This window comes from Pseudomonadota bacterium (assembly GCA_040752895.1).
In the GTDB taxonomy this organism is placed as follows: domain Bacteria; phylum Pseudomonadota; class Alphaproteobacteria.
This window is the reverse complement of record JBFMHN010000004.1, coordinates 12,224-37,683: the sequence shown is the minus strand read 5'-3', so window position 1 is coordinate 37,683 and position 25,460 is coordinate 12,224. Positions and strand designations below refer to the sequence as shown.

The window sequence follows — 25,460 nt, the reverse complement described above, 5'->3', positions numbered from 1 at the left end:
CGCTCTCCCACGCCGCCTCAACCGGCAAGAAAAGTTGTCGCCGCGATCCACCAGCCGGAAGGCCGGCGGCGAAGCGCGGCGGCTGCCGCCTTGGCGGCGGCAAGATCGCGGTAAAGCCCGAAGCAGGTCGCCCCGCTGCCCGACATGCGGGCAAGCAGGCAACCGGCCGTCCCGGCGATTTCCTCCAGCGCTTCCCCGACGACGGGTGCCTGGCGAAGCGCGGCCTCCGTCAGGTCGTTGCGCCTAGCCTTCAAAAATTCGGCCAGGCCCTCCGCATCGCCAGGAAGAGATCGGATGGGCGCGGCCTCGGAAACCGCCTTCCCATGCGCCCGGAAGACGGCGGCGGTCGAAAGGGCAACACCGGGATTGACGAGCACGAGGCCCGCCTCCGGCAGTTTTCCAGCCGGCGTCAATTCCTCGCCGATGCCGCCCAGGAAGGCCGCCTGTCCGGCAAGGCAAACCGGCACGTCCGCGCCAAGCGCGAGGCCAAGCGCGCCAAGCAGGCCCGGCTCCCACGCGACCCCCCACAGGCGGATAAGCCCGCGAAGTGTCGCCGCCGCGTCGGCCGAGCCGCCGCCGATGCCGCCGGCGACGGGCAGGTTCTTGACCAGCGTGATCGCCGCCCCCTGGCGCACGCCGATGGCTTCCGCCAGCCGGCGCGCCGCCCGCAGCACGAGGTTTTCCTCAAGCGGGACCTCCTCCAGCGCCGGGGCAAACGGGCCCCGAATCGAAAGGCTTAAGGTGTCGTCGGGCCGGAAGACGAGTTCATCCCGGAGGCCGGCGAAGGCAACCAGGCTGTTGAGGAGGTGATAGCCGTCGTCCCGCTCCCCCAGCACGTGGAGGTAGAGGTTCAGCTTGGCCGGCGCCGAAAGCCAGAATTCACCGGGAGCACCGCTTGCCGTCACCGTTCCTCAACCGTCTTTTTCCGGAAGTCCGCTTTCCAGTTTTGTCTGAATGTTTTCGCCCAGCTTCGGATCGGCGTTGAAGGTCAGCGCGCGCTTCCACTGGAAGCGGGCCTCGTACCGCCGGCCGACCTGCCAATAGACGTCGCCCAAATGGTCGTTGATGATCGGGTCGTTGGGCCGCAGCTCGACGGCGCGTTCAAGATGGGGAAGCGCCTCTTCGTACGCCCCGGTGCGGTAGAGAGCCCAACCAAGACTGTCCACGATGTAGCCGTCGTCTGGCCGCAGCTCGACGGCGCGTTCGATATAGCGCCGCGCCCGGTCCAGTTGCTGGCCGTGCTCCAGCCAGGAATAACCCAGATAGTTCAGCACGTAAGGCTGATCGGGCTGAAGCTGTAGCGCGCGCAGCAGGTCCGCCTCCGCCTTTTCCCACTTGCCGGACTGCTCGAACGCGATGCCGCGCGCATAGAAAATCGTCCAGTGACGCGGCGCGACTTTTTTGATTCGTTTTATCGCCTCGTCGTAGGCGACGATCGCCTCCCCATACTGCTCGCGCATGCGCAAAAGCGTGCCAAGCTCGATCGGCGCGTCAATCCTTTCCGGCCGTTTCTTCGCCATGTCCTTCAGCAGAAGAATCGCTTTCTTCTCCTCGTTGAGGAGGTCATAGTTTCGCGCGGTGCGAAGCTGGGCAAGCCAGCCCCACGCCGTTTCCGACGGGATCTGTTCGCTCAAGTGGATGGCCGCGCGGTAGCGTTCCTGTGCCTCGTAAATCTCCGCCACCAGCATATGGACATCATAAAAATCGGCGCGCAGGTCCATCGCCAAACGGGCCGCAACCAGCGCGAATTCATGCGCGCCTTGTTGCTGAAGAAGCCCGGCAAGATTGAAGAAGGCCTCCGCCAGCCCTTCGGCGGGCGATCCGATAAGGCGGGCCGGCGGCTTGCCCCCGGCCAAGCGTTCCTGCCGCTCAATCAGGAGAAGCGAGGGACTGTCATCGGAAACGTATTCACCGTAAAGCTTGTGCGCTTCTTCCCGCCGGTTATGGCGTTCGTAAAAATTTCCAAGCGCCTCGATGCCGCGCAAGGAAGGCGGGTGGTCATCAAGAGCCAATTTGTAATTGTCTTCCGCCACGTCGTCCTTGCCTTCAAGGTCGTAAAGCAAGGCCAGGTGGTAGTGGTAGATCGTCTGGAAATCCTCCGCCCGCGCAAGCCGGCCAAGCGCCTCGACGGCCTTTTCCCCGTCGCCTAGGGCGAAGTGTATCCACCCCGAAAAAAGCGGCTGGAGGTAGGCGTTCAAGCCCCGCCGCGGCATCTTCTCCAGATCGTCGAGGGCGGTGGCGGGGTTGCCGGCCCGGAAGCTGCGGGCCATTCGGTAGAAACCCGCGATGGGATCCTCCGGCTCGATGACGAGGACGCGCTCGGCAAGCCTATCGGCCTCCTCGAACCGCCCTTCGTCGGCCATCAGGTAGAAGGTGCGGCGCAGAAGGTCGGCGTTCTCCGGGTCGTAAGCCAGGGCGGCGGCCATGAAGTCGGCGGCGGCGGTGAAATCCCGGGTAATGGCGGCGTGACGGCCGGCGAGGTAACGGCCGGCGAAACCGCCCTCGAGTTCGGCCTGAGCGGAAGTCTGCGGCGCGGCGGTTTCTTTCTTCCGGCCATCGTCGCAGGCCGCAACGAGCAGAACCAGCCCGAGGCCGAGCGACAAAACACCGCATCGGCGGCGCAGGCCGCTTGGATTCTGGAAACGATTCTTGGGAAAGAACGCCAGCACCGACGCTATTCCTTTGTGTAAATTCGCTTACGTCGCTTTAGGAAAAGCCCGCCCAAGGCAGGCAACGCTTTGCTAAAACTAGGGGTTTTCCGCCCGCCCCGCAAGCCGCGGGGGCGCTTTTTCACACGGCATATGGGGTAATAACCGGCCTCTACCAAGGGCCTTTTTTCACATATTCGGGTAGTTCGGCCCGCCGCCGCCTTCCGGCACCACCCATTGGATGTTCTGGGTCGGGTCCTTGATGTCGCAGGTCTTGCAGTGGACGCAATTCTGGGCGTTGATCTGAAGCTTGGGGTTGGCGCCGGCGTCGTCCCGGACAATCTCGTAGACGCCGGCCGGGCAATAGCGCGACTCCGGCGAATCGAAACGCTCCAGATTGACGGCGATCGCCGTCTTCGGGTCCTTCAGCACGAGATGGCTTGGCTGGTTCTCCTCGTGATTCGTATTCGAAAGAAAAACGGAAGACATCTTGTCGAAGCTGACGACGCCATCCGGTTTCGGATAGGCGATGGGCCGGGCTTGGGTCTTCGTGCGCAGGCGCGCGTGATCGGCGCGCCCGTGGCGGAGCGTCCAGGGCGCCCGGCCCCGGAAAAGCAACTGGTCGATGCCGGTGTAAAGCGTGCCGGCCCACAGGCCCCAGTGAAAGGAAGGCCGCACGTTCCGCGCCCGGTGCAGTTCGTCATGGGCCCAGGAATTGCGGAAGGCCTCCGCATAGGCCGCCAGCGTGTCGCCTTGGCGCCCGGCGCGGATGGCCGCGAACGCCGCTTCCGCCGCCAGCATGCCGGACTTCATCGCCGTGTGGGTGCCCTTGATCTTCGGCACGTTCAGCGTGCCCGCCTCGCAGCCGATGAGAACGCCGCCGGGGAAGACGAGTTTGGGAAGCGCCTGCAGGCCACCCTCGTTCAGCGCGCGCGCGCCGTAAGCAACGCGTTTCCCGCCCTCGAAGAGGGGGCGGATTTGCGGGTGTTGCTTGAAGCGCTGAAATTCGTCGTAAGGGCTGAGGTAAGGGTTCGCGTAATCCAGCCCGACGACGAAGCCGACCGCGACCTGGCGATCCTCGAGATGGTAGAGGAACGCCCCGCCATAAACGTCACTGGTGAGAGGCCAGCCCGCCGTGTGCAGCACCGTGCCCGGCCGGTGCTTGCCCGCCTCGACTTCCCAAAGTTCCTTGATGCCAAGGCCATAGGTCTGGGGCTCGGCGCCCGCGCTTAAGCCGAAACGCGCACCCAGCCCCTTGCCGAGGCTGCCCCGGCAGCCTTCCGCGAAGAATGTGTATTTCGCATGCAGTTCGATCCCCGGCTGATAGGTGGCAAGTTTTTCGCCGTCGCGGCCCACGCCCATGTCGCCGGTGGCGACGCCCCGCACGCCGCCGTCTTGGTCGTAGAGCACTTCCGCCGCGGCGAAGCCCGGATAGATTTCGACGCCAAGCGCTTCCGCCTGCTGTCCTAGCCACCGGCAGAGATTGCCAAGACTGATGACGTAGTTGCCGCGATTGTGCATGGCCGACGGCAGCAGGAAAGTCGGAAAGGCAAGGCCGCCCTTTTCGGAAAGGAAGAGGAATTTTTCTTCCGCGACGGCGGTACGAACCGGGGCCCCCCTCTCCTTCCAGTCCGGCAAAAGCTCATCGAGCGCGCGCGGCTCCAGCACGGCGCCGGAAAGGATATGGGCGCCGATCTCCGAGCCCTTCTCAATCACGCAGACGCCAAGCTCCGCCCCCGCTTCGCCCGCCAACTGCTTCAGCCGGATCGCCGCCGCGAGACCGGCCGGCCCGCCGCCGACAACGACGACGTCATAAGCCATCGATTCCCGTTCCATCGCTTCCCCGCCTTTTCCGTTCAATCCGCTTTGCGGCCTTAAACAATTGGGAACCTTTAGTCTAGCATGGGATGCGCCTCATGCGGGTGCGTGCTAGACTGACCGGATGGCCACCATGCAGGCTTGTCTTTCCCACCTTCAGTGGCTGATCGAAGCGGGCGCCGACGAGGCGATCGGCGAGAGGCCGCACAACCGCTATGCGGAACGCGCGGTCGAGGTCGAGGCGCCCGGGCAGACGTCGGAGCCGCAAGCACCGCCCGCGCACGGACCGGCGCAAAAACCAAGAACGCCTCTCGCCCTCGCCTTCGAAACGTCGAGCGCGCGAAGCCTGGCCGACGCGGCAAAAAACCTGGCCGAGCTTCGCGAGGCGTTGCTGCTTTTCAACGGCTGCGCGCTCAAGGAGACGGCAAATCTCGTTTTCGCGGACGGCAACCCGACCGCGAAGGTTATGCTGATCGGCGAAGCGCCCGGCGCCGAAGAAGACCGGCTTGGCCTTCCCTTCGTGGGGGCCAGCGGCAAGTTGCTTGACCGGATGCTGGCGGCGATCGGGCTGGATCGAACCTCCGTCTATATCTCGAACGTCCTTTTTTGGCGCCCGCCCGGCAACCGGCAACCGACGCCCCCGGAGATTTCGGCCTGTCTGCCCTTCGTCGAGCGGCACATCGAACTGGTTGACCCCGAAATCCTCGTTCTCCTCGGCGGGGTGGCGGCAAAAACCCTGTTGGCACGGAACGAGGGGATCATGAAGCTGCGGGGCACCTGGCACGACTATGAAAGCGTCGGCATGAGCCGTCCCATTCCGGCGATCGCGACCTTCCACCCCGCCTACCTTCTGCGCACGCCGATTCAGAAGCGCGCCGTTTGGGCCGACCTTCTCGCCGTCCAGGCGAAACTCAAGGCAAGCCGTTAGGGACCGCGCCCTTGCCGACGCCACGCGATTTCGTTAAGGGAGGCCATATGTTCCCCCGGTCGGCCCTGCCAAAAACAAAGAGAGAACCCGCGTCGGCGGAAAGAATTACCTGCCTTCTTGCCGGTTTTCTGCTTGCCCTCATCCTGGCCGGGGCGGGAAAGGCTTTGGCCATCCCTTCCGAAACGGACACCGGTCAATTTTTGACCGCCCCCTTGGAAAACCTGGTTCCGCCTGTCCTTACGGACCACGACCGCGAACTTTACCGGGAAGCCTTCGCCCTTCAGGAAGACGGGAAATGGCCGGCCGCCGATCGCCGCATCCGGCAGATCCAAAACCGGCTCCTGGTCGGGCACCTCCTGGCCCAACGCTACCTTCATCCGACGGCCTACCGCTCGAACTACCGAGAACTGCAAGGGTGGATGGACACCTACGCCGATCATCCGGACGCCGCGCGCATCTATCGGCTTGCCCTTCACCGGAAGCCGCGGGATGCCCGCCCGCCGAGGCCGCCCGTCGGCACCTACATCACCGGTCTCGAGCGGGTGGCCGAGGCGGCGGCGATGCTGCGACCCGCTTCGCCGGAAGCCCGGCAGGCGTTGCACAAGCTTCAGGCAACGGTCCGCAACCATCTGCGCAAGGGGAAACCCGAACGCGCCGAGCGGGCCCTTCTGGATAAGGCCGCCAGCCGGCACGTGGGAACGGCCGCCTATGACGGTCTTAAGGCCGATGTCGCCGCCGGCTATTTCGGCAAGGGCGAGGACGAAGAAGCTTACACTCTAGCCTTTGCAAGCGCGGCGCGTTCGGGTAGGGCGGTACCGAAGGCACATTGGATGGCCGGCCTGGCCGCCTGGCGGCTCAAGCGGCCGGACGCGGCGGGCGCCCATTTCGAGGCGCTGGCCGAGCTGGAAGGGGCCGCCGCCGCCTGGAAAGCGGCTGGCGCCTATTGGGCGGCGCGCAACGCATTGGTCAACCGCCGGCCGCAGAACGTCAGCCACTGGCTTGAACTGGCGGCGGAATACCCGCAGACCTTCTACGGCATCCTGGCCCGCCGGGCGCTCGGGCGGAAGGCGAACTACACGTGGAACTTGCCCAGCCTAAGCGAGGAAGACGTCCGCCGCATCGCGGCGACGGCGCGCGGGGCGCGCGCGCTTGCCCTGCTCGAAGTGGACCAGTCCTACCGGGCGGAGCGGGAACTACGCGGCGTTGCCGCCGAACCCGAACTGGCGGAGCCCGTGTTCGCCCTGGCGACGCACTTCCAGCTTCCGTCTCTTTCCGTTCGCCTCGCGGGGCTGTTCGGCAACAACGCGGAGCGTCTCGGGGGCACCTACCCGATCCCGCCATGGGTGCCGACCGAAGGTTTCCTCGTCGATCGCGCCCTTCTCTATGCCATCATGCATCAGGAATCGACGTTCAACGTGCGGGCAAAAAGCCCGGCTGGCGCCCATGGGCTCATGCAATTGCTGCCGCAGACGGCGAACCTCATGGTGGACGGCCAGCCGTTCCGCGGGACGCAGCGCGCCCAGCTTTTCGAGCCGGAGCTCAACCTTTCGATCGCCCAGAAATACATCCTGCGCCTTCTCCGGCACGCGAAGGTGGGGGGCAACCTCTTTCTGCTGACGGCGGCCTACAACGCGGGCGAGAACCGGGTCGCAAGATGGCAGCGCAATCTGTCTTACGACAACGACGCCCTTCTTTTCCTCGAGAGCATCCCTGCGAACGAAACGCGCATCTTCGTGAAGCGCGTCTTTCGGAACCTCTGGATCTACCAGGAACGGCTGGGGAAACCGACCCCGACGTTGGACGCGCTGCTCGGCGGGGAATGGCCGATTTACGTCGCCTCCAATCCCTTGCAGGAAGGCCGCGCCTTCAAGGAAGAAACGGAGGTTGCCAAATATGGCGATTGACGAGTCCCGGCCTTTTCTTCCCGTTCGCATCGCGATCCTCACCGTCTCTGATACGCGAAGCGCGGCGGACGACAAATCCGGCGCCGTGCTGGTCGAGCGCGTGAAGGAGGCGGGCCACCATCTGGCTGGGCGGGCCATCGTGCGGGACGACGCGCCCGCCATCACGGCTAAGCTTCGCGAATGGGTCGCGGACGTGGACGTGGACGTCGTCATCGCCACCGGCGGCACCGGCCTCACCGGGCGCGACACGACGCCGGAAGCCTTTCGCGCGGTCTATGAGAAGGAGATCGAGGGTTTCGGCGAACTTTTCCGCAGGCTGAGCTACGAGAAGATCGGCACCTCGACGATTCAGTCGCGAGCGACCGCGGGCCTTGCGAACGGCACCTTCCTCTTTGCGCTGCCCGGCTCGCCGGGGGCCTGCAAGGACGGCTGGGACGGCATCCTGCGCTGGCAACTCGACAGCCGCTTCCGTCCCTGCAATTTCGTCGAGCTCATGCCCCGCCTGAAGGAACGCTAAGGCTGCTTCCTTTTTTCCCGCTCGCGCCAGCGGCGGAAACTTCTTTCATCGTCCACGTCCTCGCGCGTTGCAACCCTGGCCACGCGGGAACAAGGCCCCAGGTTGCGAAGCGTATCTTGCAGCGCGTGAGCGGAGGACCAGCGGACGTTTCGGAAAGGGCGGAAGGGAAGGACGACGCGCCGGAAGCCGACCAGCCAATAGCCGCCATCCCCGGCCGCACCGAAGACGGCATCGAACCGGGTTAGCGCGCGAAAGGCGTCCCGGACATCCCCCACCCGCGCCTCCGGGATGTCGGAACCGACGATGACGACCGGCCCCGGCGGCAAGACCCGAACGACGCGCCCCATGCGCCGGCCAAGATCGCCCGGTCCTTGCCGAAGGCGCGCCACCCCTTTCGCCCGAGGCCAGGCGCTGGCGATGCCGCCGGCGTCATCCGGCGTGACCGCAAGCCAGAGACGGAAGGAAGGGTGCCGCCCGAAGCGCGCGAGCGCGGTCGCCATCGCCGCCCGGTGGAAGCGAAGGGCGGCTATGGCGCCGAGCGAGGCGGCAAGTCTTCGCTTTACCCGACCCAGGCGCGGGGCGCGCGTAAAAAGAACCAGGTGACGCGCGAATTCACGGCGGCGTTTCTTGGGCGGAGGCTTCCCGGACGGGTGACGTTTCATCCGTAGAAGCGGCGAAGGCGCGCAGGCGAGGCGCCAAGGAAATAGAGCGCAAGGCAAACGAGATTCCGAAACGGCCTTCGCCAGTAGCCCCCCTTCTCGTAGCGTTCCGCCGAGGTGACAAGCGGCGCGTCGAGAAAGGCAAGCCGGTCCTTACCCAGCCGGCGCACGATCTCGACGTCTTCCATGATTGGGATCGGCGCAAAGCCGCCGACCGCGTCGTAAAGGGCGCGCGAGAGAAGGAGCCCCTGATCGCCATAAGGCAGGCCGAACACCCGGCAGCGCCAGGCGACAAGCCGCTCGATCCGCCGCGCGGCCTTACGCTCGCTGTCGAGCGCCAGGCGAAAGACGGCGGCAACGTGGTAATTCTCAGGCTCTGCGGTAAACTTCCGTACTACTTCGCTCCAACCCGTCCCCGGCTGACTGTCCGCGTGCAGGAAGAAAAGCCATTCCCCACGCGCCGCAAGGGCGGCGTTGCGAAGCTGCTGGCCGCGACCCGGCGGCATGCCGGGGGGAAGCCGCACCACCTTTGCGCCGAAGCTTTCCGCCACCGCGACCGTGTCATCCGTCGAGCCACCGTCGGCCACGATCACCTCGCAAGGAAAGGCTTCGCGGATCGGCGCCAGCTTGGGCAGCGTCGCAGCCAGCGTCTTGGCGGCGTTGCGGGTCGGCAGCAGGACGCTAAGCAAAGGACCGTTCGGCATAGGTTTGCGAAACTTCTTCCAAAGGCGATGGATTGCGGCCTGTTTAGCACAGAAGCTAACGGCTGCCACGCCGCCCAAGCGGGCGGCGGGCGGCGTTAAATGTTCTTGATTTGTTCTTATTCTCCGCCTAGCCTTCCGGCATGGTTGACGCCCTGTCACCCCAGCCCAGGAAAGGCCGCGGCGCCGTCAGCAACCCGCGCCCCCGTTTCGACGCGCAGGCGCGGATCGCGGTCGCCGACGGCTGGACGGCGGAAGCGGACCCCCCCCTTCGCACGACCGTCGCGGTGGACACGACGCGCACGATCCTCACGCGGAATGATTCGCCGGATATTCCCTTCGACCGCTCGATCAACCCTTACCGCGGCTGCGAGCATGGCTGCGTCTATTGCTTCGCCCGCCCCACCCACGCCTATCTAGGTCTCTCGCCCGGTCTCGATTTCGAAAGCCGCCTGTTTGCCAAGCCCGACGCGGCGGAACTGCTCGCGGCCGAACTTCGCAAGCCCGGCTACCGCTGCGCGCCGATCGCGCTCGGCACCAACACGGATTGCTACCAGCCGGTAGAGCGGACCTATGCGATCACGCGGGCGATCCTTAAGACGCTCTTGGCCTTCTCCCACCCGGTCACTTTGGTGACGAAATCGGCGCTCGTCCTGCGCGATCTCGATATTTTGCGGGCGCTGGCGGAACGCAACCTGGTCAAGGTGTTCGTCTCGGTGACGAGCCTCAAGCCCGAGATCGCCCGCACGCTGGAGCCGCGGGCGGCGAGGCCCGACCGCCGGTTGGCCACGATCGGCGAGCTTGCCCGCGCCAACGTCCCGGTCGGCGTCATGACGGCACCGCTTATCCCCTTCCTCACCGATTCGGAGATGGAGGCGATTCTGGAGAAGGCCGCCGAGGCCGGGGCCAGGGAAGCCGGCTACACCCTGATCCGCCTGCCGCGCGAAGTAGCGCCTCTTTTCCGCGAATGGCTAGAGACCAACGCGCCCGGCAAGGCGCGCCACGTGATGCACCTCGTGCAAGGGGCGCGGGGCGGCAAGGATTACGATTCCCGTTTCTTCCTGCGCCGACGGGGCGCCGGCCCCTACGCCGAGTTGCTTGAAAAGCGGTTCCACCTCGCCTGCCGGCGGCTCGGCCTGAACGAAAAAACGCAAGGGCTGGATCGCGACCACTTCCGTCCGCCACCCGCGGCCGGCGATCAACTCAACCTGTTCGGGTAGAAGGGAAATGGGTTCCGGAGTAGAATCCCCCAAAACGATTTCCGCGAAAGAGCAGGGACGTGCCGGATTTTTCCCTCGAAATGGAAGCCCAAGGTCCGGTCGCCGGGATCGACGAAGTGGGCCGGGGCGCGCTGGTCGGACCGGTCGTCGCCGCCGCCGTCATCCTCGATCCGTTCACTTTTCCGAAGGACCTTGGCGCAACGGTGCGGGATTCGAAACTTCTCACGCCGGGGAAACGCGAACGGCTGTTCCGGGCGATCCTTCCCCTGGGCCGCATCGGCATCGGCGCAGCGAGCGTTCACGAAATCGACCGCCTCAACATCTTGCAGGCGAGCTTGCTTGCGATGGCGCGCGCCGTGGCGGCGCTTGGAACCACGCCCGCACTTGCCCTGGTGGATGGCAACGTCGCCCCTTCCCTTCCCTGTCCGGTTCGCACCGTCGTCGGGGGAGACAACCTCAGCCTTTCAATCGCCGCCGCCTCGATCCTGGCCAAGGTGACGCGCGACCGGCTGATGGCCGCACTTGGCAAGCGCCACCCGGCCTATGGCTGGGAGCGGAACGCGGGCTACGGCACGGCCGAGCACCGGGCGGCACTTTGGACCCACGGCGCGACCCTTCACCACCGGCGGCATTTCCAACCCATTCCCCGTATCTTGAGTCGCGCAATCCCACAGGGTAGTTTGGCAAATACCTAGAAATAGAAGATTCGCATTTTGGCCAGGTTGATCAACAAGCGGCCCGTATGCCAGTCCGGAAAAAGATGAAAAACCGCACGGAAATTATTGGGCCGATCAATACCGCCAACGAAGATTTCGCGCAGACCGTAACACCGTCTGTCCGCAAGAAATCCGTCTATGGCAACCGGCAGAAAATCCTTCAGCCTTCCCTTTCCCTTCCCAAGGGCATCAAGCCGAACCGCCGCAATAAACACGAAGGTGTGTCCTTCTTAAAAAAACTCCAACCGGAAAGCTTGCTGCTTTGTTTCTTCGACCCGCAATACCGCGGCGTCCTCGATCATCAGAACTACGGCAACGAAGGCGAACGCCAACGTGCGCGATCGGAATTGCGGCAAATGTCGGAAGCCGAGATCAAACGATTCCTTCGTGAAATTGACCGGGTGCTGATGCGGTCCGGCCATCTGCTTTTATGGACGGACAAGTTCCATCTCTGCACGGGTCTCGGGCCGTGGCTGGAGAAAACCAATCTGGACGTGGTGGATCTTATCGTCTGGAACAAGCTGCGCATGGGCATGGGATACCGGAGCCGCCGCGTCAGCGAGTACCTGGTCGTCCTGCAAAAAGCGCCGCGCCGCGCCAAAGGTGTATGGTCCCTCCACGATATTCGCGACGTCTGGGATGAAAAAGTAACGAACGACGGCCCCCACGCCAAACCGATCGGCCTGCAGAGCCGCCTCATAGAAGCCCTTACCAATGCCGGCGATATTGTGATTGATCCGGCGGCGGGTAGTTATTCCATATTGAAGGCCTGCGCACGAACGAACCGGCAATTTCTAGGCTGCGATATCAGGGGCTAAAATGGCCTTAATCCGTGATAGGCGGGGGCGGGGTGATGGGGGCTACACGCGCCTTTTTGGCGATCCTGAACTTGGAAACCTTATCAGCCGTATCCAAAGCGCTGTTATTGCGTCCGGCAATGAGCTTGAAAAGCTCATAATAGAAAGATCAAATATTATTAAGGACTTAGATGTCTTTCTCCAGCAAGACACTTACCCTGAAAGTGTGTGTATAGCGACAAAAGCGGCAATCAAAAAATGCAAAACGATTGTTTCTGTCTCGGCCGAGCCAGATTTCGTGGTGTTTCAACGTCGCCCCTCTCGCCAACATTGTTACATCATAGAATTAAAAGATGGGGACGCCTTCGATACTAAGAAGGCGGCAGGGGAGCGAGAGAGTATGCATCGCTTTGTCAATGTTATTGCTCCTCTCGTCCGGTTTACAATCACCACTCATTTTTGCTGCTTTAACCAAAATAACCGTCGGGCGATTGTTGACGGCTTTAAGCGCAAAATTACGACGGAGGAAGCCATGACGGGCCAAGAATTCTGTCAGTTGCTCAGTATTGATTATGAGGAAATCGTAAAATTTCGGCAGGAACATCAAATCAAAAACTTCCAATATTTTACGAGAGAATTACTAGCCATCCAACCGGTCCGGGCGGAAATCGAAAGACAGTTACCCGGAAACAACTAAAACAACTAATGGTTGGCACCACGCCCCCCTTAGGCTCGCCGCACCACAACGGTGGCACTGGCCCGAGCCGCCCTGCAATCGGGCCATACATCCGATGTTCGTCTTTTTCCCCATTGATCTATGATCCATAAGAATTCTTATATTTTTCAGATAGTTAAATAATTATCCACAGCTTAAGTCTTTGTTAACCACTAACTCGTCTAATAGTTGTATAAACTTTTATACATCCCCTTTTACGTGTGATAAAGGAAAGGGGAAGGATGAAGGAAGCAAGCCATGCAAAACGCAAAGGCGCTTTCCACTCAACCACACAAGGCGTCGCGCGTCTTGATCGCCGACGACAACCCGGCCATGCAGGAGATCGTCCGAACGATCCTCGGTCTGGCTGGCTTCGATACGAAAAACGTCGACAACGGTATCGCCGCGGTCGAAGCAATCGCGGCGGGTGAATACGACCTCGTTCTCATGGACGTCGAGATGCCGAAGTTGAGCGGGATCGAGGCGACGAAGGCGATCCGTGCGCTGCCGAACGGAAAAAGCAAGGTCCCCATCGTCGCCTTCACCGGGCACGTGACGCTGGACGATCAGGAGCGTTTCTACCAGGCCGGCATGAACGACTTCGCGGCGAAGCCGATTGCCGCCAACGAGCTGGTCGCGCTCGTTGAACGCTGGACCCAGGAAAAACCTTGCCCGGCCGAGGCAAGAACCGAAGCAAGAAAGGAAAGTCCCCTGCCCCTGTTCGAGCCGATGACGCTAGCCGATTTCGAGGCGATGATCGGCTTGCAGTCAACCATCGAACTGCTCGTGCTGTTCGACAAAACGGTACGCGTCCACGCCGACGGCATCCGCCTGGCAACGGAAAAACGGGACCTTCTTCTCCTCTCCGAAAACGCGCACGACCTCAAAAGCGTCGCCGGTAATTGCGGGTTCACGCGCTTGAGCCGCCACGCCGCCGCCATCGAGAAGGCCTGCAAGCACGGCAACGCCGCACTTGCCTTCGTGCTGACCGGCGAGGTCGACGGCATGTTGGCCGCCTCGCTAAGCCAGCTGCGAGCCACCTACCCGGAGGTCGCGGCAAGATGCGAGGCAAAAACCGCCGCGCGGGCGGGCGGCGGCTGATCAAAGGTCAAGAGCCTCGCCGCCAGGAATCTCGCCATCAAGAACATGGGCGATGAGTTTCCGCATGACCGAAGGCAGCGCATAATCGGCGAAGCGTTCCGGCCGACACCAGACCATATCCTCCGACATTTTTACCCGGCCTTGGGTGGCTGTCGCCACGACGCGGAGTTCCAGCCGGAAGTGGGAAAATTCGTGGCGGACGACGCCCGGCAAGAGCCGCTTGCGGCGAAGCCTGGCCGACGGCACGGGGACGTGCTGCAACGCCTCGCCAAGGGTCCATGCGTCGTCCCGCCAGACGGTCGAGGGAATTTCCATCATGCCGCCGAGCAGGCCCTTCTCCGGCCGCCGCCGCAAAAGGACGGCGCCGTCGCCGCGCTGAAGCCAGAAGGCGACCCCATGGCGGAGCGGCCGCCTGCCCCGTTTTGCCCGCCGGGGCAGCCGATCGGTCAGCCCTTCCGCGTAAGCCCGGCAGGCGAACGCCCATGGGCAGCGGCCGCAATCCGGCTGCGACCGCCGGCAGACGGCGCCGCCGAGTTCCATGATGGCATGCGCGTAATCCCCGGGGCGGGCGCGCGGCGTAAGCCCCGCCGCAAGCTCCCGAACCCTTCCCTTGGCTTTGGGAAAGGCCTCCTTCACCGCGAAGAAGCGCGCGATGACCCGCTCGACATTGCCGTCCACGACCACGGCCGGCTTGCCGAAGGCGATGGCGGCGATGGCGGCGGCGCTGTAGGGACCGATGCCGGGAAGCGCGCGCAGCGCCGCCTCGTCCTCGGGGAGGCGTCCCCCCATCTCCTGAACGAGAATCCGCGCCGCACGGTGCAGGTTGCGCGCCCGGCTGTAGTAACCAAGGCCCTGCCAGGCGTGAAGCAGGTCGTCGAGATCGGCCGCCGCCAAGTCCGCAAGTGTCGGCCAGCGCGCGACGAATTTCCGAAAATAGGGATCGACGGTGGCAGCCTGGGTTTGCTGCAGCATCATTTCGCTGAGCCAGACGCGGTAGGGATCGGCGCGCTCCCCAAGCTCGGCCCGCCACACGAAGGAACGGTGGCCGCGGTCGTACCAGCGAAGCAACGCCCGCGCCAGACGGGCGGCGTCCGGGACGGCCTTCTTACTCGGCGATGTGCGGCGTGTGGTCGCCATGTTTTCTCCCGGCCTTTTTTTCCCGCCCTCTCGGCGATTGCCGCTCACCGGCGTTGGGCCTAGCATAGGACGCGAGCCCGGCATCTGGCCAACCCGGGAAAAAGAGGAAACGTCGCCATGTCGCCGCCCCGCCAAGGCACGCGCTCCCTTGCCCAGCTTGTCCCCCGCATCGCCGTTCGCGCCCTTGGCCGGCGGGGCGTCATGGTCGCCAGCCTCGTCACGAAATGGTCGGATATTGTCGGTCCTGTCCTCGGACGGGCCAGCCTGCCGCGCAAGCTTGTCTTTCCGCGGGGGGCGCGCGAGGGTGCGACGCTGCACGTCGCGGTGGCCGGCAGCCTGGCGACGGAGCTGCAGCATCTCGAGCCCCTGATCGTCGAACGGATCAACGGCTTTCTCGGTTATGCCGCCGTCCACCGGCTGAAGCTTGTTCAGGACATGCTGGTTCGGAACGCGACCGCCCTGCCGGCGAAAGACCGCCTCTCGGAAAAGACGGAAACGGCCGGAACGCCGGGCCCGGGCCAAGAAGGCGCGGAGACGGAATCGGGATTGGAGGAAGCGCTGGCCCGCCTCGGCCGCGCGGTGGAGGCGCGCCAGCGCGTTCTGGGTGCCGGACACGCCCGCGGCGGCGCCAAGAAATAGGCCGGATAAAAAGCGGACGGTCCGTTCAACGCGCGGCTTGCCGCTTCTGCCTTCTCGCCCCTATACTGGCCGCCAGCATGCTATATCTTGTGGAAGCGAGGCGGTTTTTCCGCCATATCCTGTTTTTCTCCTTGCTCCTGTTGACCGCCTATGGCTGCGGAAAAACGGACGAAGAGGCCACTTTTGACGCGTCCCGCCTGCCGACTCGGCTGCTCGGCAACCCGGAGGCGGCCGTCACTATTGTTGTCTTCGCCTCACTCACCTGCCCGCACTGTGCAAAGTTCGAGGTCGAGACGCTGCCGCTACTCAAGGCAAAGTATATCGACACCGGCAAGGTGCGGCTGCTTTACCGGAATTTCCCGCTGGACAACCTCGCGCACAAGGCCGCCATGCTTGCCGATTGCACGCCGAAAGATAATTATTTCAACTTTCTGACTCTGCTGTTTTCCCGTCAGCGGAGCTGGGCAGAATCCGCCGACCCGCGGGCGGCGCTGGCCAGTCTCGCAAAAATGGTCGGCATGGACGAAAAAACCTACGACGCCTGCCTGAACGATTCGACGCTGGCCGACACCATCCTCAAGGAACGCCTATATGGGGAAAAGGCCTACAAGGTGCGATCGACTCCCACCTTCATCATCGATGGCGAAAAGCATGTCGGCGACATGCTCATCGAGGACTTCGACAAGATTCTAGCTCCCCTCCTGAAAAAAGCCGAGGCGGCCTGACGTGCAATTCCTGAAGATCACGCTGAGCGGATTCAAGTCCTTCGTCGATCCGACGGAGCTGTCGATCGAGACCGGGCTGACCGGCATCGTCGGGCCGAATGGCTGTGGCAAGTCGAACCTGGTCGAGGCGCTGCGCTGGGTGATGGGCGAGACGTCCGCCAAGCAGATGCGCGGCGGCGAGATGGATGACGTCATCTTCAGCGGCACCGCCAACCGCCCCGCCCGCAACCTGGCCGAGGTCGTCATTCAGCTCGGCAACCAGGAGCGCACCGCGCCCGCCCTCTTCAACGACGCGGACGAGCTTGAGGTGGCGCGGCGGATCGAGCGCGGCGAAGGTTCCCTTTACCGGGTGAACGGGCGGGACGTCCGGGCAAAGGACGTTCAGCTTCTGTTTGCCGATGCGACGAGCGGCGCGCGCTCGACGGCGCTCGTAAGCCAGGGCCGGATCGGCGCCGTCATCAACGCAAAATCCCAGGAAAGGCGCGGCCTTCTCGAGGCGGCGGCCGGCATCGCCGGCCTACATGCGCGCCGGCACGAGGCCGAACTCCGGTTGCGGGGGGCCGAAACCAACCTCGCCCGCGTCAACGACGTGATCGAAATGCTGAAAACCCAGATGCAGGGGCTCAAGCGTCAGTCCCGGCAGGCCTCCCGTTACCGCCGGTTGAGCGAACGCATGCGCAGCGTCGAGGCGCTTCTTCTGCACCTGAAATGGATTGCCGCCGGCGCCAAGGTCGAAGCGGCGGAAAGCCAGCTCGCCCAAGGCAACGCCGAAGTCATCGAGCGCACCCGCGTCGCGGCGGCGGCGGCCGGCGCGCAAGCCGAAGTGGCGGCGACGCTGCCGGAGCTTCGCAAAAAAGAAGCCGAAGCGGCGGCCGAGTTGCAGCGTTTGCTGCTGGCCCGCGACGGACTGGACGCGGAAGAGGCGCGCCTGCAGGCCGCCCAGGCCGAATGCGCGAATCGCCTGGCCCAGATCGAAAGCGATCTTCTACGCGAGCAGGCACTGGCCCGGGACGCGGCGTCGGCCTTGAGCCGCCTGGAAGAAGAGCAAAAGGCCCTGACCGCCGCCGGCGAGGGGGAAACCGAAGCGCTGGCGGAAGCCGCCAAACGGCTGGCCGCCGTAAGCGCCGAGGTGGAGACCCTTGAAAACGACCTTACCGAACTCACCGAGCGTGTCGCCGCCGACGAAGCGCGCAAGACGAAACTTTTTGAAGAGCTTCGCGATCTGGAGGAACGCCTTGACCGCATCGGCCAGCAGACGACAGAGATAGATGCCCGCCGCGAGAGGCTCGCGACCGAAGGCGTCGACATTTCAATCCGGAACGAAGCGGACCATGCGGTGGCTATCGCTTCCGCCCGCCTCGCCCAGGCGCGCGAGGCGATGGAGAAGGCGAACGAAACCCGTCACGCCGCGAACGAGACGGCAAACGATGCCCGCAACCGGCTGCACGAGGCGGAATCCGCCCTGGTGCAGCTCCGCGCCGAGGCGGCGGCCTGGACCGCCCTTCTCGAAAGGGCGGAAGGCGAAGACTGGACGCCGCTTTTCGATGCGATCACCGTCGAGCCGGGTTTCGAGACGGCCCTCGGCGTGGCTTTCGGCGACGATTTGGAGGCGGCGGCCGGGCCGGAGGAGGCGCCGGTTTATTGGCGCCTGACGTCGGCGAAGACGGAAGACCCGTCCCTGCCGGCCGGCGCCATCCCGCTTACCGTCCATGTCCGCGCCCCGGAGGTTCTCCACCGCAGGCTTTCGCAAATCGGCCTCGTCCCGGACCACGAAACTGGCGAAAGGCTGGCCGCCGAGCTGACGCAGGGCCAGCGCTTGGTCAGCCGAACGGGCGATTTTTGGCGGTGGGACGGCTTCCGGATAAAGGCCGGCGCGCGCCTGTCGGCGGCAACCCGGCTGCACCAGCGCAACCGCCTTCAGGAACTGCACGAAGCGATTGCCCGGGCGGAACCCGGCGTGACGGCGTGCAGCCAGACATGCCAGGAAGCGCTCGCTGCGGCGGCTGCGGCGGCGGCGGCCGAGCGCACCTCGCGCGAGACGCTCAAAGAAGCGGAAGCCACCCTTGCCCGCGCCCACCAGGCCCAGACAACGATCACCCGCAAAAGCGCCGAGACGGATTCACATCTTCTCGCCCTTGAAGAAGCCGAGAAACGGATCACGCTCGACCGGCGGGAGACCGAGACCCGCCTTGCCGCGGTCAAGGATTCGCTTGCCCGGCTTGGCGACCTGCCGGAAGCCAGAAGCCAGGTCGAGCAGAAGCGGCACACGCTTTCGAAGCGGCGGATCGTGATGTTCGAATGCCAGGCCGACCATGAACGTTTGCGTCAAGCCGGCGCGGCGCGGAGTTCGCGGCTCCATGCGATCGAGGCCGAGGCCATCTCCTGGCAAAAGCAGGCGGAAGGCGCCGCGCATCAGCAGGAATTGCTGCAAAACCGGCACCAGGCCGCCGAGGAAGAGCGCGAGCGGCTCGCCGCCCTTCCCGACGCATTGGCCGCCCAGCGCGGCGAGCTTGCCACCCGCCTCGAAGCGGCCGAAAAAGTCCGCGCATTGGCCGCCGACCGCCTGGCAGCGGGCGAAAGCCAGATGGCCGAAAAGGACAAGGCCTTGAAGGCCGCCGAGGCGGCGCTGGCGGAAAGCCGCGAGAACCGCATCCGGCTCGAAGCCCAGGTCGCGCAGGACGTTCAGGCCCGCGAGGTGATCATTGAGCGCATCCGCGAACGCCTCGATTGCGAACCCGCATACGCGATCGGGCTGGCGGATCTGAAGGAAGGCGAAGCGCTTCCCCCGATCGAGGAAATCGAAGCCAAGCTCGACCGCTACGAGCGCGAACGCGAACGCATCGGCCCCGTCAATCTGCGCGCGGAGACGGAAGCCGACGAACTGCAAGTCCGCATCGATGAGATGACGGCGGAGCGCGAAGACTTGGTCGCGGCCATCGCCAAGCTGCGACGCGGCATTACCGAGCTCAACCGCGAAGGGGAAGAGCGTCTTCTCGCGGCCTTCGCAAAAGTGGACGCCCATTTCCGCGAACTTTTTGTCCGGCTGTTCGGCGGCGGCCAAGCCCATCTGAAGCTAACGGAATCGGAAGACCCCCTCGAGGCGGGGCTCGAGATCATGGCAAGCCCTCCGGGAAAGCGGCTGCAGACCATGTCGCTGCTTTCCGGTGGTGAGCAGGCGCTGACCGCGCTCGCCCTTATCTTCGCCGTCTTTCTCACCAACCCGACGCCGATCTGCGTCCTCGACGAGGTTGATGCGCCGCTCGACGATGCGAACGTGGATCGGTTCTGCACCCTGGTCAGCGAGATCGCGCACACCTCGCAGACGCGTTTTCTCGTCATCACCCACCATCGGATGACGATGGCGAGGATGGATCGCCTGTTCGGCGTGACGATGGGAGAGCGCGGCGTTTCCAAACTTGTTTCCGTCGATCTGCAAGGCGCCGAACGGATGCGGGCGACAGCCTAGGCCGCCGCCCAACGGTGCTTGTGTAACCGCATGACGAAGAAGCCCTTTCTCGCACTTTCCGTTGCCGTTTGGCGCGCTTGACAGGGGGGAACCCCGCACCTATCTTGCCCCCGATTTCACGGCGAGGGCTTGCGGCAAAGGCAGGCGCAACGTGCCGATGACAAAGGACGAACCGCCTTCCGCTCTCGACGATCTGGGAAACCGGATTCGGAAGGCCAAAGACGCGAGACTTGGGGAAGAACCCGGCGCGCCCAACCCATCGCCCGCCGGGCAAACGCTTCGCCTAGCCGTCGAGATGGCGTCGGTCCTTTTCGTCGGTGCCGCCATGGGGTGGGCTCTCGACCGGTGGTTGGGAACCGGGCCGTGGCTGTTGTTGATTTTTTTGCTCCTCGGAAGTGCCGGGGGCTTGTTAAACGCGTACCGGACGGGAAGACGCCTGAACGCCCAGCCCGAAGAAGAAGAAAGAAGGCCCGGGGAAGAAAGCGGCAAATAGGCCGCCCGCCCAGCGCCGAAAGGAAACCAAGTGGCCGCCGAGCACAGCCCCCTACAGCAATTCGCGATCACGCGCCTCGTGGATATCCGGATCGGCGGCCTCGATGCCTCGTTCACGAATTCCTCGGCGATGATGGTGATCGCCGTCGTTCTCGCCTCCCTGTTCCTGATCCTGAGCGTACGAAGCCGCGCCATGGTGCCGGGCCGCTGGCAGATGCTGGCCGAGCTCAGCTACGAGTGGATCGCGAAGACGGTCAGGGACAACATCGGCAGCGAGGGAAAGCGGTTCTTCCCGTTCGTATTCAGCCTCTTCATGTTCATCCTGTTCAGCAACGTGCTGGGGCTTATCCCGCACAGCTTCACGGTGACGAGCCACATCATCGTCACCTTCGCCTTGGCGGCGGCCATCTTCCTCGGCGTGACGGTTTTGGGCTTCCTCCGCCACGGGCTCAAGTTCTTCGGCCTTTTCCTGCCGCCGGGCGTGCCGATCTATCTGGCGCCCCTGCTTGTGCCCATCGAACTCGTTTCCTACCTTTCGCGTCCCGTCAGCCTTTCCGTTCGTCTGGCTGCCAACATGCTGGCCGGCCACACGATGCTGGCCGTGTTCGCGGGCTTCGTCGTGGCGCTCGGCTTTTTCGGGGTGGCCCCCTTCATCTTCATCGTTCTGCTGTACGGGCTCGAGACGCTGATCGCCTTTCTGCAGGCGTACGTGTTCGCCGTTCTGACCTGCATTTACATCAGCGATGCGATCCATCTCCACCACTGAGAACCGGAATTTCTTAAACCAAAGAAAGAAGGAAAACGAACCATGGACGTTGAAGCGGCAAAACTGATCGGCGCGGGCCTTGCCACGATTGGCGTGGCGGGGGCCGGTGTCGGCATCGGGACGATTTTCGGCGAATATGTCGCGGGCAGTTTCCGCAACCCGGCGGCAGCCCCCAAGGTGTTCGGGAACGTGCTGCTCGGCTTCGCGCTGGTCGAGGCGGTTGCCCTTTACGCCCTTGTCATGGCCTTCCTGATCCTCTTCGGCTAGGCCGAAGCACGAAGGACGCCGTCGAAGCCTTTCGGAGAGACGCATGCCCCAGATGGTCATCCCGGACTACGCGCCGCAGATCGTGTGGCTCGTCATCACCTTCCTGACGCTTTACGTCGTCATGGCGAAGGTCGCACTTCCCCGGGTCGAGCGGGTTCTGCAGGAGCGCCGAAAACGCATTGACGCCAACCTGGAGCGAGCCACCGCCTTAAAGGAAGAGGCGGACGCCGCCATCCACGCCTACGAGGAAGCCCTGCGCCAGGCGCGTGAGGCGGCACACGCCGCCCTGCGCCAGGCGGCGCAGGAGCTTGCCGCGGAAGCCGTGAAGCGGACGGCAAGCTTCGAGGCGATCTTGGCCGAGAAAGCGAAGACGGCGGAGAAGCGCATCGCGGAATCGAAGGCGGAAGCGCTGGCCGCGACCCGGGAAGTGGCCGTCGAGGCCGCGGCCGACGTCGCCGCGAAGCTGATCGGCATGGAGGTGCCGAAGGACCGGGCAAGCCTGGCCGTTGACGCCGTGCTGAAAGGCGGGGCGTAATGTTCGAATCGATCGTCTTCTGGGAAATCCTCGCTTTCGCGATCTTCGTGGGCGCGGTTTTCAAACCAATCCGGAACAAGCTTCTTGGCATGCTGGATGCGCGTATCCAGCATGTGCGCACCTCCCTCGAAGAGGCGGAAAAGCTTCGCGAGGAAGCCCAAGCCACCCTCGCCAATTTCCAGCGGAAGCAGCGGGAAGCGATCGAGGAAGCCGCCGCAATTCTTGCCCGCGCGAAAGAAGAGGCGGGACGCCTCCGGGAACGGGGCCTAACGGACTTGAACGCCGCCCTCGAGCGGCGGGAGCGCATGGCCACCGACGGTATCGCCCAGGCCGAGCGGGAAGCCGTGCGCGAAATCCGGGGCCGCGCCGTCGAGATTGCGATCGCATCCGCGACGAAGGTGCTGGCGGAAAGCCTTGAGCCGAAGACGACGGAACGGCTGATCGCGCGCGCCATCGCCGACCTCCCCGCCAAACTGCACTGATTCCTTAGTCCTGGACTTCCGCCCCCGCCCGCCAGCGCAAGACTGGGTGACGGGCGGCCAGGGTTTCGTCGAGACGGCGGCGCGGCGTAAATTGCGGCGCCTGCTGGAAGTGGACGACGTCACCGGATTTTAGGCGCGCCATCAACGCCCTCACCGTTGCAATGAAACGGTCGAGGCCTTCCTTGCTTTCGCTTTCCGTCGGCTCCATCAGAAGCGCCCCGTGCACGACAAGCGGGAAATAGATCGTCATCGGATGGAAGCCCTCGTCGATCAACGCCTTCGCGAAGTCGAGCGTCGTGATCCCGTGTTTCCGAAAGGCCGCGTCGTCGAACAGCGCCTCGTGCATGCAAGGCCCCGCGTAAGGCGCGGAAAGCTCGTCCTTGAGCGTGGCCAACAGGTAGTTCGCGCTTAGGACCGCGTCTTCCGCCACCTGCTTGAGACCGTCCCCGCCGTGGCTCAGCATGTAGGCAAGCGCGCGGACGAACATGCCCATCTGGCCGTGGAAACCTTTGAGGCGGCCGAAGGGCTTGGCGCCTTCCGGCACCTCGCCCGGCCCTTCGGCCAGACGCAGGCCCTTCGCGTCCCGCACCAGGAAGGGGTAAGGCGCGAAGGGGCTTAGGGCTTCTGAAAGGACGACCGGTCCGCTGCCGGGTCCGCCGCCGCCATGGGGGGTCGAGAAGGTCTTGTGCAGGTTGATGTGCATGCAGTCCACGCCGAGGTCGGCCGGCCGCACCCGGCCGACGATTGCGTTGAAATTCGCCCCGTCCGCATAAAGAAAACCGCCGACGCCATGGATGGCGGCGGCGACTTCCAGGATCTCGTCTTCGAACAAGCCGCAGGTGTTCGGGTTGGTCAGCATGACGGCGGCCACGTCCTCGCCCAGCTTCGAATGGAAGCTCTCCAAATCCATCCGCCCACGCGCATTCCCCGGCACCGAGTCCACCCGGTAGCCAAGTGCGGCCGCCGTCGCCGGGTTCGTCCCGTGGGCCGATTCCGGCACCAACACGCGGGCCCTCTTGTCGCCCCTGTCGGCCAGCGCCGCCCGGATCGCCATCATGCCGCAAAGCTCGCCATGGGCGCCCGCCGCCGGCGACAGCGCAACCGCCGGCAGGCCGGTCAATTTTTTCAGCCAGTCCGCCAATTGCTCGATCAACTCGAGCGCCCCTTGCACGGTGCTCCACGGCTGCAACGGGTGAAGGCTGGCGAAGCCCGGCAGCCGCGCCAGCTTTTCGTTGAGCCTCGGGTTGTGCTTCATCGTGCAGGAGCCGAGCGGATAGAAGCCGGAATCGATGCCGTAATTCTTCTGGCTGAGCCGCGTGAAGTGGCGGATCACCTGCGGCTCGGAAAGGCCGGGCAAACCAACCGGGGATTTCCGCTCAAGCCCGCCCAGGCGGTTCGCCTTGCCCGCCGGCTTCGGAAGGTCAACACCCGTGCGTCCTTCGGCACCTTGCTCGAAGAGGAGCGGTTCCTCGAAATCGAGGCCACGATGGCCAGAGGTCGTGCCCGTCACGGCAGCAACCCTTCGAGGCCGGCGGCCAGCGCCGCCATGTCGCTTTCCTCCGTCACTTCGGTAACTGCAACGAGGAGATGATTGGCAAGGGCCTCCGCTTCCGGGTAGAGACGGGAAAGCGGGACGCCGGCAAGGACGCCGTCCTCGGCCAAGCGCTCGACAGCCGAAGCGGCCGGCAGGGGCAGGCGCAAGGTAAACTCGTTGAAGAAGGCGGGCGTCGTAACCTCGCAGCCCGGCAGACGCCCGAGCCTCTCGGCAAGCGCGACCGCCTTCTCGTGGTTGATGGCGGCAAGGCGCTTCAAACCCTCCTCGCCCAGAAGTGCCGCGTGGATCGTGAAGGCGAGCGCGCATAGGCCGGAATTCGTGCAGATGTTGCTGGTCGCCTTCTCCCGGCGGATGTGCTGCTCGCGCGTGGACAAGGTCAGCACCCAGCCGCGCCTTCCTTCGATGTCCACCGTTTGTCCGCACAGCCTGCCTGGCATCTGGCGGAGGAACTTTTCGCGGCAGGCGAGGAGACCGACGGTGGGCCCGCCGAAATTCAAGCCGTTGCCGAACGACTGACCTTCCGCCGCAACGATGTCGGCGCCCATCTCGCCCGGGCTACGGATGGCACCCAGGGAAAGTGCCTCGGTGACGACGACGACAAGCAGGGCGCCGGCCGCCGCGCAGGCCGCCGAGATACCGCTCAAGTCCCGGATATTGCCGAAGAAATCTGGGTTCTGGACGACCACGCAAGCGGTCGTCCCGTCCACTTTCGAGGCCAGTTCCTCCCCCCCCCCGAGTTTCGGCGGCAAGACCTCGATGACGCCTCCCGCCATCGTGCGCGCGACGTCCCGGTAATGGGGATGAAGACCGCCGGAGACAAGCACGCGCTCGCGGCGCGACAGCCGCCTGGCCATCAGCATCGCCTCGGCCGCCGCCGTCGCCCCATCGTAGAGGGAAGCGTTCGCGATTTCCATACCGGTCAACAGAGCGACCTGCGTCTGAAACTCGAACAGGGCCTGCAACGTGCCCTGGGAAATCTCCGGCTGGTAGGGCGTATAGGCGGTCAGAAATTCACCCCGTTGGATCAGGTAATCGACGGCGGCGGGAACGAAGTGCCGGTAAAGGCCGGCGCCGAGAAAGCTTGGAACCGAACCGGCGTCCAGATTCTTCGCGGCAAGGCGGGCGACCGCCCGCTCAACTTCGATCTCGCCCAGATGGTCGGGAAGATCGAGGGGTGCTGCAAGCCGGGCCGCCTTCGGCACGTCCACGAACAGAGCATCGACGGAAGCGGCCCCGATCGTTTCCAGCATCTTCTGACGGTCCGCGTCCGTCAGCGGCAGGTAACGCATCAGGCGAGTTCCTTCACGTAAGCCTGGTAGGAAGGTTCATCCATAAGCGAATTCAACTCGGCGAGATCCTGTGGGCGCAGCTTCAGAAACCAGCCCTTGCCGGTCGGGTCGGCGTTGACGATGGCCGGATCGGCCTGAAGGGCCGCGTTCACCTCGACGACCTCGCCGGTCACCGGCGCGTAGACCTCGCTTGCCGCCTTCACGGATTCAACGACCGCCGCCGCCTCGCCCCGGCTCACCGTCTTGCCGATTTCGGGCAATTCGACAAAAACGATGTCGCCAAGCTGCCCCTGGGCGTAGGCCGTAATTCCAAGGGTGGCGATCCCGTCTTCCAGGAAAACCCATTCGTGATCCTTCGTGTACCGAAACCCGCTCATTGCCTT

General features: G+C 64.3%; 25 protein-coding genes. 16 read left to right on the top strand and 9 right to left on the bottom strand.

Annotated features, from left to right (window positions below; genetic code table 11):
* Nucleotides 1–17: 17 nt before the first annotated feature.
* From AB1781_08160 to AB1781_08150, 3 genes are all read right to left on the bottom strand, one after another.
* Nucleotides 18–905: a 4-(cytidine 5'-diphospho)-2-C-methyl-D-erythritol kinase gene (locus AB1781_08160; GenBank protein ID MEW5704540.1), complete on the bottom strand. Its 888-nt coding sequence runs from the start codon at nt 903–905 to the stop codon at nt 18–20.
* Nucleotides 906–911: 6 nt separating this feature from the next.
* Entirely contained in the window at nt 912–2,669 is a 1,758-nt protein-coding gene (locus tag AB1781_08155) for a tetratricopeptide repeat protein (GenBank protein ID MEW5704539.1), read from the bottom strand.
* A gap of 168 nt (nt 2,670–2,837) precedes the next feature.
* Nucleotides 2,838–4,484 (bottom strand): electron transfer flavoprotein-ubiquinone oxidoreductase, encoded by a 1,647-nt coding sequence (locus AB1781_08150; protein MEW5704538.1) that lies wholly within the window; start codon nt 4,482–4,484, stop codon nt 2,838–2,840.
* 106 nt (nt 4,485–4,590) lie between these two features.
* Between AB1781_08150 and AB1781_08145 the strand changes: the two genes are divergently transcribed.
* From AB1781_08145 to moaB, 3 genes are read left to right on the top strand one after another with little or no spacing between them, the layout of a single operon-like run.
* Complete coding sequence (locus AB1781_08145) at nt 4,591–5,394, top strand: uracil-DNA glycosylase (GenBank protein MEW5704537.1); 804 nt, start codon at nt 4,591–4,593, stop codon at nt 5,392–5,394.
* A gap of 47 nt (nt 5,395–5,441) precedes the next feature.
* Nucleotides 5,442–7,298, top strand: coding sequence for a lytic transglycosylase domain-containing protein (locus tag AB1781_08140; protein MEW5704536.1), 1,857 nt, complete (start codon nt 5,442–5,444; stop codon nt 7,296–7,298).
* Nucleotides 7,288–7,815 carry a molybdenum cofactor biosynthesis protein B gene (gene moaB / locus AB1781_08135; protein ID MEW5704535.1) on the top strand — a complete coding sequence of 176 codons (528 nt, stop codon included), beginning with the start codon at nt 7,288–7,290 and terminating at the stop codon, nt 7,813–7,815. The genes AB1781_08140 and moaB overlap by 11 nt, the downstream gene beginning before the upstream one ends.
* Here moaB and AB1781_08130 read toward each other — a convergent pair.
* Nucleotides 7,812–8,477: a TIGR04282 family arsenosugar biosynthesis glycosyltransferase gene (locus AB1781_08130; GenBank protein ID MEW5704534.1), complete on the bottom strand. Its 666-nt coding sequence runs from the start codon at nt 8,475–8,477 to the stop codon at nt 7,812–7,814. The genes moaB and AB1781_08130 overlap by 4 nt on opposite strands.
* Nucleotides 8,474–9,178, bottom strand: a complete 705-nt coding sequence (locus tag AB1781_08125; protein MEW5704533.1) for a TIGR04283 family arsenosugar biosynthesis glycosyltransferase — start codon at nt 9,176–9,178, stop codon at nt 8,474–8,476. Before AB1781_08125 ends, AB1781_08130 begins: the two co-directional genes overlap by 4 nt.
* A gap of 140 nt (nt 9,179–9,318) precedes the next feature.
* On the opposite strand from AB1781_08125, the gene AB1781_08120 reads away from it, so the two are divergent.
* The 5 genes from AB1781_08120 to AB1781_08100 all read left to right on the top strand — a co-directional run bounded on the left by AB1781_08120 (nt 9,319) and on the right by AB1781_08100 (nt 13,724).
* Entirely contained in the window at nt 9,319–10,395 is a 1,077-nt protein-coding gene (locus AB1781_08120) for a PA0069 family radical SAM protein (GenBank protein MEW5704532.1), read from the top strand.
* A 59-nt stretch (nt 10,396–10,454) separates the two neighbouring features.
* A complete protein-coding gene (locus AB1781_08115) occupies nt 10,455–11,090 on the top strand; it encodes a ribonuclease HII (protein MEW5704531.1) in 636 nt (211 codons plus the stop codon).
* A gap of 65 nt (nt 11,091–11,155) precedes the next feature.
* Complete coding sequence (locus AB1781_08110; GenBank protein MEW5704530.1) at nt 11,156–11,929, top strand: DNA methyltransferase; 774 nt, start codon at nt 11,156–11,158, stop codon at nt 11,927–11,929.
* A gap of 1 nt (nt 11,930) precedes the next feature.
* The gene (locus AB1781_08105) at nt 11,931–12,605 is read left to right on the top strand and encodes a restriction endonuclease (protein ID MEW5704529.1); all 675 of its coding nucleotides are present in this window, start codon (nt 11,931–11,933) and stop codon (nt 12,603–12,605) included.
* Nucleotides 12,606–12,881: 276 nt separating this feature from the next.
* Nucleotides 12,882–13,724, top strand: coding sequence for a response regulator (locus AB1781_08100; protein ID MEW5704528.1), 843 nt, complete (start codon nt 12,882–12,884; stop codon nt 13,722–13,724).
* Here the strand turns inward: AB1781_08100 and mutY are convergent, their stop codons facing one another.
* Nucleotides 13,725–14,861, bottom strand: a complete 1,137-nt coding sequence (gene mutY, locus AB1781_08095) for an A/G-specific adenine glycosylase (GenBank protein ID MEW5704527.1) — start codon at nt 14,859–14,861, stop codon at nt 13,725–13,727. It abuts the gene before it with no gap.
* Nucleotides 14,862–14,978: 117 nt separating this feature from the next.
* On the opposite strand from mutY, the gene AB1781_08090 reads away from it, so the two are divergent.
* From AB1781_08090 to AB1781_08055, 8 genes are all read left to right on the top strand, one after another.
* On the top strand, nt 14,979–15,500 hold the full coding sequence (locus tag AB1781_08090; GenBank protein ID MEW5704526.1) for a DciA family protein: 522 nt from the start codon (nt 14,979–14,981) through the stop codon (nt 15,498–15,500).
* Nucleotides 15,501–15,577: 77 nt separating this feature from the next.
* Nucleotides 15,578–16,225 (top strand): DsbA family protein, encoded by a 648-nt coding sequence (locus AB1781_08085; protein MEW5704525.1) that lies wholly within the window; start codon nt 15,578–15,580, stop codon nt 16,223–16,225.
* 1 nt (nt 16,226) lies between these two features.
* A complete protein-coding gene (gene smc, locus AB1781_08080; GenBank protein ID MEW5704524.1) occupies nt 16,227–19,691 on the top strand; it encodes a chromosome segregation protein SMC in 3,465 nt (1,154 codons plus the stop codon).
* 157 nt (nt 19,692–19,848) lie between these two features.
* Nucleotides 19,849–20,184 (top strand): AtpZ/AtpI family protein, encoded by a 336-nt coding sequence (locus tag AB1781_08075; protein MEW5704523.1) that lies wholly within the window; start codon nt 19,849–19,851, stop codon nt 20,182–20,184.
* A gap of 30 nt (nt 20,185–20,214) precedes the next feature.
* On the top strand, nt 20,215–20,949 hold the full coding sequence (locus AB1781_08070) for a F0F1 ATP synthase subunit A (protein ID MEW5704522.1): 735 nt from the start codon (nt 20,215–20,217) through the stop codon (nt 20,947–20,949).
* A 42-nt stretch (nt 20,950–20,991) separates the two neighbouring features.
* Nucleotides 20,992–21,216, top strand: a complete 225-nt coding sequence (locus AB1781_08065; protein ID MEW5704521.1) for a F0F1 ATP synthase subunit C — start codon at nt 20,992–20,994, stop codon at nt 21,214–21,216.
* 43 nt (nt 21,217–21,259) lie between these two features.
* Complete coding sequence (locus AB1781_08060) at nt 21,260–21,751, top strand: F0F1 ATP synthase subunit B' (protein ID MEW5704520.1); 492 nt, start codon at nt 21,260–21,262, stop codon at nt 21,749–21,751.
* Nucleotides 21,751–22,233, top strand: coding sequence for a F0F1 ATP synthase subunit B (locus AB1781_08055; protein ID MEW5704519.1), 483 nt, complete (start codon nt 21,751–21,753; stop codon nt 22,231–22,233). Before AB1781_08060 ends, AB1781_08055 begins: the two co-directional genes overlap by 1 nt.
* Nucleotides 22,234–22,237: 4 nt before the next feature.
* Here the strand turns inward: AB1781_08055 and gcvPB are convergent, their stop codons facing one another.
* From gcvPB to gcvH, 3 genes are read right to left on the bottom strand one after another with little or no spacing between them, the layout of a single operon-like run.
* On the bottom strand, nt 22,238–23,743 hold the full coding sequence (gene gcvPB / locus AB1781_08050) for an aminomethyl-transferring glycine dehydrogenase subunit GcvPB (GenBank protein ID MEW5704518.1): 1,506 nt from the start codon (nt 23,741–23,743) through the stop codon (nt 22,238–22,240).
* Complete coding sequence (gcvPA, locus tag AB1781_08045; protein MEW5704517.1) at nt 23,740–25,077, bottom strand: aminomethyl-transferring glycine dehydrogenase subunit GcvPA; 1,338 nt, start codon at nt 25,075–25,077, stop codon at nt 23,740–23,742. The genes gcvPB and gcvPA overlap by 4 nt, the downstream gene beginning before the upstream one ends.
* The gene (gene gcvH / locus AB1781_08040) at nt 25,077–25,454 is read right to left on the bottom strand and encodes a glycine cleavage system protein GcvH (protein MEW5704516.1); all 378 of its coding nucleotides are present in this window, start codon (nt 25,452–25,454) and stop codon (nt 25,077–25,079) included. The genes gcvPA and gcvH overlap by 1 nt, the downstream gene beginning before the upstream one ends.
* Nucleotides 25,455–25,460 lie beyond the last annotated feature (6 nt).